This is a genomic window from Trichocoleus sp. DQ-A2, from assembly GCF_039961915.1.
Taxonomy (GTDB): domain Bacteria; phylum Cyanobacteriota; class Cyanobacteriia; order Cyanobacteriales; family FACHB-T130; genus FACHB-T130.
Window position 1 is genome coordinate 46,262 of sequence record NZ_JAMPKD010000011.1, and the last position, 11,279, is coordinate 57,540.

Sequence of the window (11,279 nt, forward strand, 5' to 3'; positions counted from 1 at the left end):
CTGCTTTCGAGTTTTTGCCTAACTTTCTCCAATGCTTCATTCTCCTTAGAGTATAAATCAGCTAATTTTGAGCGTTCTCAACAATTTCTGTACAACTGCATGATTTCCCAGTCGGTGATTGTATATTTGTGTTTAACGTCATCATTATCTGTAAATTCATATCCAAACTTATAAGGAATTTTCTCTAATGTTGACAATGGATTGCTTGGTTCTAGTAAATCGAGCAACTCGAGCTGATCCTGCACGGCTTGCTGCTTATCGCTCCATTCACGTTCTACTGGCTTGCAAAAATATTTACTTATATTTTTAGGCTTAATTAAACCTAGAGTTTTATTTTGTTTTTTAATACTATTGATGGAATCAAACTGAAAAGGGAAAATGAAAGATTTTATTTTTCCCCAATTATTCTCCGTCCCGACTTTTCTAAGGACACTTATAGAATCATCATCTATCCTATAACTTTCAGGTCTAGCATCCTTATCATTTTTTTCTATTCGAGCGCTGATAATACTCCATCTAGGAAATTTTTTATCGAATTCTAGCTCGCGGAAACGAATAGGATAAATGCGAATCCAACTTTTAGGATTTTCGTCGTCATCCAATAAGATTCCAGCCGTACAAACAGTTTCTTTGTATTTGGTGCTTATTGAAGGATAAGTCTTTGTTGCAATTAGTATTTTATTTCTTTCCATATAAGTTAACCTTCTTTAAATTCAAGGTGGCTTGGCGGTGCAAAGGGGAAAAGTTGGTTATAGGCTAGGCTACAAGGCCTGCTAGTGATTGTTGGCGCACGGGATCTCTGCCAAACCGTGAAATTTTCGATGCAAAAGAGCGATCGCGTTGCGCCGAAGAAGTCCGTTCGCTTTTGCTGGAACCATCGCCCCACTCGCTCAAAGCTGTTGAGATATTCTATGCGCTGTCGTAGAAGGGTCTTTTGGCGCAGGCGACTCTAGCTCAAACCCGTGCTTTTTGTACCAGTTGATAAGACCTGGAGTGGTGGCGATATCTTTGTGAGTCAAGCAACCGTAGATGTGTGTCATCCCCTTCTGGCGAGCGAAGTCAAGCGCAAACTTCAGAAGGTAAGTGCCTAGTCCTTTGTTGCGGTAGTTTCTAGGTTTGAGTTTAAATACTTTCCGCCACCTTGGGATCTCTACGACATCATCATCATCATTGGAGATAATCAAGTCGCTTATTTTCATTTCTCCTGGTGGATCGACGACGCATTGAAGCCGACCAACTTCATTATTTTGATATTGCAGCTTGACGACAAGAAGCCCGGATTCATCGTCATAATCGCCTTTCATCTGGTACCGGCGACCTTGCTTATCTCCAACTAATTGCTCTATCTCCTGAGTCATCCAGCCGTTCTCGTAGACTTTCTAAAGTTCCAAGGCATGATGAGTTCCGCTTGATTCCAAAACCCAAGTCGCTGTTATAGGTGTACTTGTAGCGATCGCACGATTATCTAGAAATTACTTCTTGAAAGTTATTGCTTATGGCGCATTAGGCGTCTATATAGCTTGGGCAGCCCATGGCTTATTCCACCAAATTCTAGCTTTAGGGCAGGTAAATCGCTAACTGAGAAGCAAGCTCTATTTACACCAATGAAGTAATTTTAGTCAAAGCTGGAACCATAATATTGCCACTGGTAGATGGAAGCATAAGCCTGCCGTTGCGGCAAAGTTATGGGTAAAGTCACAAGGAAGCTAGAAGGCACAAACGTCACAAAAAAAGCTGGTGACAAGATTTGAACTTGCGACCGGCTGATTACAAATCAGCTGCTCTACCCCTGAGCTACACCAGCAACCAATGTATAGAATAGCAATTTTTGAATTAAATATCCAGTCCTTTCAGTATTAATACTCAATTCTTTCCCAGGAACATCAGCCAAATCATCAAAACTAATTTGGGCTGGAGTCGCGATCGCCCTCCCCTTCCTCTTAACCAAACCTCTGGTTGAAATTTCGCGGAACTAGACACAAACGTTCTTAGTTGCTGTAGAATCTATGTTCGTACCCAAAATTACGGTATCCCGACCGATGTACCGGGGATTAAAGGAGAGCGTTCATGCGTTTGTGGCAAATTACTCGGCTTAAGGCACTTCAACCGTGGAAACAACAGACAGCCAGATGGCTGAAGGTCACTTCCCGGAAGGGTTTTGTGTCTCTGTTCCTATTGGGGATGAGTTTAAGCGTAGCGATCGCATCTTGCGCCCCCAGTAACTCTAATTCCCCGACAACTACTGCTACCGGTAGTGCTAGTCCCGCGGCAAAAACCGGCGATGCACAAGTAACCCTCGTCTCCTACGCAGTGACTCGCGCCGCCTACGAAAAAATTATTCCCCAGTTCACCGCTAAGTGGAAACAGGAACGCAACCAAAACGTTACCTTCAACCAAAGCTATGGTGGATCTGGCTCCCAAACCCGTGCCGTAATCGATGGTTTAGAGGCGGACGTTGTAAACCTGGCCCTGGCTCTTGATACCGAGAAGCTTGAGAAAGCCGGGTTAATTGAAGCTGGTTGGGAGAAAGAAGCACCGAATGGTGCAATTGTAACCAAATCTGTTGCAGCACTGGTTACTCGCGAGGGCAATCCCAAAGGAATTAAAACCTGGACAGACTTAGCCAAAGATGGCGTGCAAGTCATTACAGCTAACCCCAAAACTTCTGGTGGCGCTCGCTGGAACTTCTTAGGTTTATGGGGTTCAGTGACCAGAACCGGGGGTGACGATGCCAAAGCCCAAGAATTAGTCACCAAAGTTTACAAGAATGTCCCCGTGCTACCGAGAGACGCCCGCGAAGCCAGTGATGTCTTTTTCAAGCAAGGACAGGGAGATGTCTTAATCAACTATGAAAACGAAGTAGTATTGGCTGGGCAAAACGGTCAGAAACTTCCTTATGTCGTGCCCGATACGAACATCTCCATCGACAGCCCGGTCGCCGTTGTGGACAAAAACGTTGACAAACACGGCACGAGAGAAATTGCAGAAGCGTTTGTCAAGTTTCTATATACCCCAGAAGCCCAACGAGAATTTGCCAAAGTGGGATTCCGACCCGTTGATCCAACAGTAGGGGAAGAAGTCGCGAAGCAGTATGCCCCAGTTAAAACTCTCTTCACCGCTCAAGATTTGGGGGGCTGGGACGAGATCCAGAAGAAGTTTTTTGATGACGGAACAATTTTTGACAAAATTCAAGCTAGCAGTAGATAAAGACTGACTAAGAGCTAATTGCTAATTGCGTCATTATCAACCAAGAAAAGACTAGGATTCATTAGCAATTAGCCACAATTAAAACCGAGAACAATTACCGAATTTCATCATTCTTTAATACTGGATACTTTTCTATGGCTGTATCGGCTCCTCCTCAACAAACTTCTGTTTGGAAAAACCCATTTCGCCAGATAAGCAGTATGTCCTGGCCTTGGCGGATTACCTTGGGGTATCTCACCATCATGCTCATCCTGCCAGTGTCTGCCCTTGTGTTGAAAGCAAGTACAGAAAAACCGATTGATTTTTGGAGAATTGCCACCAGTCCCATTGCTCTTGCAACCTACGATGTTACCTTCATCACAGCCTTCATTGCGGCACTGCTCAACGGAGTGTTTGGCGTGTTAATTGCTTGGGTTTTGGTTCGCTATGAGTTCCCATTCAAACGGTTCATTGATGCAGCCATTGATTTGCCCTTTGCACTGCCTACCTCAGTCGCGGGTTTAACACTGGCAACGGTCTACAGCGATAACGGCTGGATTGGTTCCCTGCTAGCACCTTTGGGAATTAAGGTGGCATTCACGCGCTTGGGAGTGGGGGTGGCGATGGTGTTTATCTCCTTGCCATTTGTCGTGCGAACCTTACAGCCTGTATTGCAAGAAATGGAGCATGAAGTCGAAGAAGCCGCTTGGTCTTTGGGAGCCTCTAAATTTCAGACATTTTGGCGAGTTGTTTTGCCACCTTTAATGCCAGCGATTTTAACGGGTGTAGCGTTGGGATTTGCGCGTGCTGTTGGAGAATACGGTTCGGTCGTAATTGTGGCGGCGAATGTACCTTTTAAGGACTTAATCGCATCCGTGTTGATTATTCAGCGATTGGAACAGTATGACTATTCCGGAGCAACGGTGATTGGGACTGTTTTATTAGTAATTTCGCTGTTAGTTCTAATCGTAATTAATGTTTTGCAAGCGTGGGGACGAAAGTATGAACTCTAATGTAGCAGGGAAGTCTTTTAATCCAGAATTAAAAACTCCTCAAGTCTCCCCAAACCAGAAGGAAAAAAGCTGGGTAAAAGTTGTTTTGATCGGGGTAGCGATCGCTTACTTGGCTGTGATTTTGTTCATTCCAGCTATCAACGTCTTTGTGCAAGCATTTAAGGGAGGGTTTGGCCCGTTTATCCACAATATGACGGAACCCCATTTTCTCCATGCCGTAAAGCTGACTATCTTGATCGCCCTGGTTGTCGTACCGATGAATGTTGTGTTTGGACTCTGTGCAGCGTGGGTGGTCGCACGACATCGATTCCGGGGTCGAACCTTTCTGATCAGCCTTCTAGACATCCCCTTTGCCGTATCCCCAGTCGTCGCTGGACTGATGATCGTGCTGCTCTATGGACGCAACGGTTGGTTTGGTCCACTGCTAGCGGCGGCAAACATAAAAATTATTTTCGCCGCGCCTGCAATGATATTGGCGAGTGCTTTTATTACGATGCCCTTCGTCGCCCGTGAAGTGATTCCCGTTTTGGAAGAAGCTGGTTCAGATCAAGAAGAAGCGGCTAAAACGTTGGGTGCAACTGACTGGCAAATCTTCTGGCGCGTCACTCTGCCGAATATTCGCTGGGGCCTCCTCTACGGCGTCATTTTGACCAACGCCAGAGTCATGGGCGAGTTTGGTGCCGTCTCGGTTGTATCTGGCAATATTGCGGGCAAAACTCAAACTTTGCCGTTGTTTGTGGAGGAAGCTTATAAGCAATACCAGACTCAAGCATCTTTCTCAGCCGCCGTTCTACTTGGGGCACTCGCGTTAGTTACCCTGGTCTTGAAAGAAATTCTAGAGCGTAAAACCAGTATTAAAGATGTTGAATAGGAGGAATTGAGGACTATGTATAGTACAAATGACTTGCCTGTAAATACATCAAAACCTGCTCAATCTACGACTGGGCACGAAGATAACAGACCTACTAAAATGCGTGTCAGAATCCGCATTCCCAAGGAATATCAGGAAGATCCCATCATCTCGCGACTAGTCTCTCACCACGGTGTCACAGTTAATATTGCTGCTGCCCTTTTAGGAGCCAACGCTAGAGATGATGGCTGGTTTGACCTAGAACTCTCAGGATCGACTCGCCAACTTCAAAGCGCCTTAACTTATTTGAATGAACTGGATCTAGAACTGTGGGGCAAATCTGACAGCGAACAAGATGGGTGGTAATAAAAAGTTAAAAAGGCAAAACTAATAATAGAAATTATTAATTTTGCCTTTTTATTTGTTAAGCCATATTACTCTCAATCGCCCAACGAGCTAACTCCGTGCGGTTATGGAGATTCGTTTTACCTAACATATTGGATACGTGGCTCTCAATCGTCCGCTGAGAGACGTTCATCTGCTCAGCAATTTCTCGATTTGCCATACCTCTTGCCACAAACTGAACTACTTTCAGCTCGGTCGGGGTTAATTCTACAGTGTCAGGTACCTGGAGTTTCGACCCTCCTTCGGTTCCTCTAGCTGGATGATGAATTAGGCGAGTGGCCTGCTTAAGAGAAGATTCCACTTGCGCCACCAATTCTTCAGGCTCAAAGGGCTTGACCATGTAGACATCTGCCCCAGTATTGAGACCCTTGACTCGGTCTTGGCTTTGACCTTTCGCTGAGAGGAATAGAACTGGAATCCAGCTGATGCGGGGATCTTCTCTGACGTGTTGCACAAGGGCAATTCCGTCCATCTCTGGCATCATGACATCACAGATAATCATGTCAGGAATATCATGCTCTAGAACTTCCAGTGCTTCCCGACCATTTTCAGCGGTGATGACTTCGTACCCCCGAAATTCCAGGTAGTCCTTGACCAGCAAAATCAGGTTGGGGTCGTCATCAATCAGCAACAGTCGTTTGTTATCTCTTATACTGGTGTCTTTCATGCTGTGCCACTCGCCAAGCCTGGAATTGTGAAAATTTAAACCGTTTTGTACGTATAGTTTACGTTTTTTTCAGCACCCTGCTGCACCGACTCCTACTAAGTCTAGGCAATTCCTATAATCTCTTTTTAGAAAATTATAGTCACTGACATGGGTCACAACGACGAAAATCTAGTAGGTACACGGAAGAATATAACGTAGCTACTATGTTACTGTATAGGGTTTTGGTAGTGGATGAACTAAGAAAGCGTATTCTTGCACAATTTTGTTGCCAATCAGATGTTCTTGGATAATCCGCTCAATGACTTCAGGAGTCGCTCCACGATACCAAACACCATCTGGGTAAACGACTAGAATTGGGCCTTGGGAGCAAACTCGCAGACAGTTTGCTTTGGTGCGGAAAATACAAAGAGGGCTTTTGTCGGAAGGCTTGTCTAGTTTTAGCTCTTTAAGTCGCTTTTTCAAGTAATTCCAAGATTCTAAACTGGTTTCCTTGGAGCAACACTGGGGTAAGGTTGGATCGGCACAGATGAAGACATGGCGCTGAATTTGATTCAGTCCCAAGGTCTGCACACAAGCGGCGAGAGCGTTTGGGTCTGATGATTGACAAGTTTCAGGAATTTCAGGGCTAGACTCAGCCACTGTGTTTTCAGTCATTATTTATTTGATTTCCTTGGAAGAAGCGAGATATCCGTTTTTTAGGAGATTTTAGCGGTTCCAATTTTTTTTAGCAGATTGAGTGCGATCGCGCTATGCCATCCCAATGACTAAAGCTATCTTTGTGTCTTAAGCATTTCTACTAAAGTCTTCCGACAACCGGATAAGTTCGGGAACCCGTACAAAGAATTTTGTTGCGATCGCACACTGGTTGGGCTAAATTAGCACTCAGAGGTTGAGAGTGCTAATTCTCAACGAACGAATCGTGTGTCTTGAGTCAAACCTGTAATAGGAGCGAAGTTTGTATGGCAGCTGTATCTCTAAGCGTATCCACTGTTAAGCCGCTGGGCGATCGCGTTTTTGTGAAAGTGAGCGCTGCTGAAGAGAAAACCGCTGGTGGAATTCTTCTTCCTGATAATGCCAAAGAAAAGCCTCAAGTAGGGGAAGTCGTCGCTGTGGGACCTGGCAAGCGCGATGACAAAGGCACTCGTGTTGAGTTGGAAGTCTCTGTGGGCGACAAGGTTCTCTACTCCAAGTACGCTGGCACAGACATCAAACTCGGCACAGAAGAGTATGTTCTGCTTTCAGAGAAGGACATTTTAGCAGTCGTTTCATAAAGTTATGAGTTCTGAGTTGAGAGTTCCGAGTTAAAAACATCTGCTTAACTCAACACTCAAAACTCAATGCTCAACACTCCTTCAAAACTCAAAACTCAAAACTCAAAACAACTGAGGAACTATGGCTAAGCGCATTATTTACAACGAAAACGCTCGTCGCGCCCTGGAAAAAGGGATGGACATCCTAGCTGAAGCAGTAGCTGTCACTCTCGGCCCTAAAGGCCGCAACGTGGTACTAGAGAAGAAGTTTGGCGCACCACAAATCGTGAATGATGGTGTCACCATTGCCAAAGAAATTGAATTAGAAGATCACGTTGAAAACACGGGGGTCTCCTTAATTCGTCAAGCCGCTTCTAAGACCAATGATGCTGCTGGTGATGGCACTACGACTGCAACCGTTCTCGCTCATGCAATTGTAAAAGAGGGCTTGAGAAACGTTGCTGCGGGTGCAAATGCAATTTCTCTGAAGCGCGGGATTGACAAAGCCACTGGCTTCCTGGTGGAAAGAATTGCCGAACACGCCAAACAAGTAGAAGATTCCAAAGCGATCGCTCAAGTTGGAACCATCTCTGCTGGTAACGACGAAGAAGTCGGTCGGATGATCGCTGAAGCGATGGATAAGGTGGGCAAAGAAGGCGTCATCTCCCTAGAAGAAGGGAAGTCCATGACCACCGAACTAGAAATCACTGAAGGGATGCGCTTTGACAAAGGCTACATCTCTCCCTACTTCGCTACCGACATGGAGCGGATGGAAGCGGTTCTGGAAGAGCCTTTCATCCTGCTGACCGATAAGAAAATCACGCTTGTCCAAGACTTAGTGCCCGTTCTGGAGCAAGTCGCTCGTGCTGGTCGTCCTCTGATCATTATCGCTGAGGACATCGAGAAAGAAGCACTGGCAACCCTAGTAGTTAACCGCCTGCGGGGTGTGCTGAACGTGGCTGCTGTTAAGGCTCCTGGTTTTGGCGATCGCCGCAAAGCAATGCTGGAAGACATTGCCGTTCTCACTGGTGGTCAGCTGATCACCGAAGATGCTGGTCTGAAGCTGGAAAGCACCCGGTTAGAAATGCTGGGCAAAGCTCGCCGCATCAACATCACCAAGGACAACACCACAATTGTCGCCGAAGGCAACGAAGCTGCTGTGAAGTCTCGTTGCGAGCAAATCCGCCGTCAAATGGACGAAACCGATTCTTCCTACGACCGCGAGAAGCTGCAAGAGCGTCTAGCTAAACTGGCTGGTGGCGTCGCTGTCGTCAAAGTGGGCGCTGCGACCGAAACGGAAATGAAGGACAAGAAGCTGCGTCTGGAAGATGCCATCAACGCGACTAAAGCTGCTGTGGAAGAAGGGATCGTTCCTGGCGGTGGCACAACCCTAGCTCACCTGACTCCCCAACTGGAAGAGTGGGCAACTGCCAACCTGAAGAATGAAGAGTTGACAGGTGCGATGATTGTTTCTCGTGCTTTGGCTGCTCCTCTGAAGCGGATTGCTGAAAACGCCGGTCAGAATGGCGCTGTCATTGCTGAGCGCGTCAAAGAGAAGGACTTCAACGTCGGCTACAACGCTGCAACGAATGAGTTCGTCGATATGTTTGAAGCCGGTATCGTTGACCCTGCCAAGGTGACTCGTTCCGCTCTGCAAAATGCCGCTTCTATCGCTGGCATGGTGCTGACCACCGAGTGCATCGTGGTTGACAAGCCTGAGCCGAAAGATGGCGCTCCTGCGGGTGCTGGCGCTGGCATGGGCGGCGACTTCGACTACTAATTTACTCTCTGGGTGGGCATTGCCCACCTACTAATTAAAAAAGCTGTTTCCTAGTGGAAGCAGCTTTTTTTGTTTGAACCGCGTTAGCGAAGCCGCAAGGGAGCGCTTAGACGCAAAGGGCACGAAGCAAGAGAAAGAGGAGGGCGATCGTGATGTTGCCATATAGACTCTTTCTAAGATAATCGCTCCCAGGTACTCCCAAACAAATCATATTTATTACAACAATTGATCACACATAAATCTTTCATGCTTCTTGATAGAGCAGTGTAAACCAGATAATCAAGAGATTTTCCTGTATTCATGAGATGGTTTATCTCTGGTGTCAATAGGATTACTGTCTTTAGTTCCCACCCCTTGAAACTGTGAATAGTTGACATTTTTAACCTGCTATCACCCATCCAGAATGATTTTTTGTGATAATGGCTCTTCTCTGGATCTTCAAACACATGATTTACATTTATGCCCTTACTTTCAAAAATATTAACCAGGTTCCAGCCAGTTTTATGGTCTGGAACTAAAAAAATAATGTCACTGGGCTGGACACCTTTTTCAAAAAAATATTTGTATGCTTTTTCGCAAAGTTCTATTCCTTTGTTTACAGGAGATACATTTTCCCAAATAAGTTTTGGATTATTAAATAACTCCATTTGATTTGAAACTATTGGGATATCCTCTGGATCTCGGTCAAGAAATTGAACTGCAAAATCATTGACTACTTGTACAAGTAAATTTTGTAATCTATATGATTTGTTTTCTTTTAGTTCTCCCCAGCGTCCCCTAAACTGTACATTTTTCATTTGTCCATTTGTCCATTCTAAATCTCTTTTATAAATATTTTGCCTGGGATCGCAAACCAGGAGTAATTCATTCCTTAGAGTTAAATACTTGCAAAGTAGACAGTACCATTCCCAACAATAATCTTGACCTTCATCAATCAAAATTGCATCAAATTTTAATTGCTGTCTACTAGCTTTATAATTAGATTTATCAGTGATAGCTTCAAGCAAACGGTTTGGTACAATAGTCTTAAAAATCTCATCAATGTCAGTTTTATTACTAATAGGCCATTTCATGCCTAATCGCTTATATTCATCACTACAAAATCCATGAAAATGTTTAAATACAATATTTTTCCCTTGAAAGTCAAACGGTGTACGGGCTATCTGATCTCTTATATAATGCCAAAGGGTAATATTAAACGTTATAACCAGAACGTGCTTACCCTCTGAAGCTAATCTTGCTGCTCTATAAGCCAGTATTAATGTCTTGCCACTACCAGCTACAGCTTTAATACGGTGATGCCCAGGATTTGGCTTGGAGTGTTGGTCTTGACTTGAATCTAGTTTAATCTTTGTACCTTGCTCTTTACTATGAAATGGAGGAGCAAGCCAAACTCTTAAACTCTCAAAAATCTGGCTATCTTTAGGCTCAATAAAATTGCTGCGTTGATAATTAGCATCTGGTACAATACTTAGCAGTTTTTCTTTATTTAGAGCATCATGACCTATCATTGGCTCATATTTTGAGCCTTTATATTTTGATTTTTTCAGAAACTCAGTTACTTCCTGAGTAGTTGCCTTGTGAAAGTAAACACCAGTTTTTATAAGGCTAAAAGCCTTTTTGTTATTATCAATTTTTTCTCCTAAACTAGGTATGTAAAGATTTAATATATTGTTCCTGTAATGTCGTACTTGTTCAATTGGGTTGTCAACAATGTATTTTCCTGTTGAATTACTAACAAATAAATTATCTGAGTCCCATTGATAGCTACGTAAATTCCAATCTTTAACTTCATATACCATTACACCTACCTGGGGATTTAAAATTACAACATCTGGTCTGTCACCATTTAGAAACGGTTGTACATAAATATCCCAAGCTGGGGGTAAATACTTATCCAAAAATTCTGCTAGCTTTCTTTCGCCTTCAGTCAAAGGATTGCTAAAATTATTTATTTCATTCCAACTGGGAAAAATACGTGCCATAAAATTTATTAAAAGTTTATTTAATAAGTGCGTTACTAGCCATGCAAACATAGCGAATAAGCATCCGCATCAGGAATAGCACCTAGATTTAAATAAATACAAAAATATACTTACGGAGTTTTACAGTTGCTCACCCTAAATTT

At 44.2% G+C, this 11,279-nt stretch carries 11 protein-coding genes and 1 tRNA gene; 6 read left to right on the plus strand and 6 right to left on the minus strand.

Annotated elements, in window-relative coordinates:
* Positions 1-77 precede the first annotated feature (77 nt).
* The 3 genes from NC997_RS12750 to NC997_RS12760 all read right to left on the minus strand — a co-directional run bounded on the left by NC997_RS12750 (position 78) and on the right by NC997_RS12760 (position 1,804).
* Positions 78-692, minus strand: coding sequence for a hypothetical protein (locus NC997_RS12750; protein WP_199306200.1), 615 nt, complete (start codon positions 690-692; stop codon positions 78-80).
* Between the two features lie 198 nt (positions 693-890).
* The gene (locus NC997_RS12755) at positions 891-1,358 is read right to left on the minus strand and encodes a GNAT family N-acetyltransferase (protein WP_190527802.1); all 468 of its coding nucleotides are present in this window, start codon (positions 1,356-1,358) and stop codon (positions 891-893) included.
* A 374-nt stretch (positions 1,359-1,732) separates the two neighbouring features.
* A tRNA-Thr gene (locus tag NC997_RS12760) sits at positions 1,733-1,804 on the minus strand.
* A 263-nt stretch (positions 1,805-2,067) separates the two neighbouring features.
* Between NC997_RS12760 and NC997_RS12765 the strand changes: the two genes are divergently transcribed.
* The 4 genes from NC997_RS12765 (at position 2,068) to NC997_RS12780 (ending at position 5,415) form a co-directional block, all read left to right on the plus strand.
* Positions 2,068-3,207 carry a sulfate ABC transporter substrate-binding protein gene (locus NC997_RS12765; protein WP_190527804.1) on the plus strand — a complete coding sequence of 380 codons (1,140 nt, stop codon included), beginning with the start codon at positions 2,068-2,070 and terminating at the stop codon, positions 3,205-3,207.
* Between the two features lie 134 nt (positions 3,208-3,341).
* Positions 3,342-4,199, plus strand: coding sequence for a sulfate ABC transporter permease subunit CysT (gene cysT, locus NC997_RS12770; protein ID WP_190412818.1), 858 nt, complete (start codon positions 3,342-3,344; stop codon positions 4,197-4,199).
* Positions 4,189-5,070 carry a sulfate ABC transporter permease subunit CysW gene (gene cysW / locus NC997_RS12775; protein ID WP_190527806.1) on the plus strand — a complete coding sequence of 294 codons (882 nt, stop codon included), beginning with the start codon at positions 4,189-4,191 and terminating at the stop codon, positions 5,068-5,070. Before cysT ends, cysW begins: the two co-directional genes overlap by 11 nt.
* A gap of 99 nt (positions 5,071-5,169) precedes the next feature.
* Positions 5,170-5,415, plus strand: a complete 246-nt coding sequence (locus NC997_RS12780) for an NIL domain-containing protein (protein WP_347275919.1) — start codon at positions 5,170-5,172, stop codon at positions 5,413-5,415.
* Between the two features lie 58 nt (positions 5,416-5,473).
* Here NC997_RS12780 and NC997_RS12785 read toward each other — a convergent pair whose 3' ends face one another.
* On the minus strand, positions 5,474-6,121 hold the full coding sequence (locus tag NC997_RS12785) for a response regulator transcription factor (protein WP_190412815.1): 648 nt from the start codon (positions 6,119-6,121) through the stop codon (positions 5,474-5,476).
* Between the two features lie 201 nt (positions 6,122-6,322).
* A complete protein-coding gene (locus tag NC997_RS12790) occupies positions 6,323-6,775 on the minus strand; it encodes a ferredoxin (protein ID WP_190412814.1) in 453 nt (150 codons plus the stop codon).
* A gap of 305 nt (positions 6,776-7,080) precedes the next feature.
* Between NC997_RS12790 and groES the strand changes: the two genes are divergently transcribed.
* Together groES and groL are read left to right on the plus strand one after the other, a co-directional pair.
* The gene (groES, locus tag NC997_RS12795; RefSeq protein ID WP_190412813.1) at positions 7,081-7,392 is read left to right on the plus strand and encodes a co-chaperone GroES; all 312 of its coding nucleotides are present in this window, start codon (positions 7,081-7,083) and stop codon (positions 7,390-7,392) included.
* Positions 7,393-7,513: 121 nt separating this feature from the next.
* Positions 7,514-9,151 (plus strand): chaperonin GroEL, encoded by a 1,638-nt coding sequence (gene groL, locus NC997_RS12800; protein ID WP_190412812.1) that lies wholly within the window; start codon positions 7,514-7,516, stop codon positions 9,149-9,151.
* A gap of 173 nt (positions 9,152-9,324) precedes the next feature.
* On the opposite strand, the gene NC997_RS12805 is transcribed toward groL, so the two are convergent.
* Positions 9,325-11,136: a UvrD-helicase domain-containing protein gene (locus tag NC997_RS12805; RefSeq protein WP_190527808.1), complete on the minus strand. Its 1,812-nt coding sequence runs from the start codon at positions 11,134-11,136 to the stop codon at positions 9,325-9,327.
* Positions 11,137-11,279: the final 143 nt, after the last annotated feature.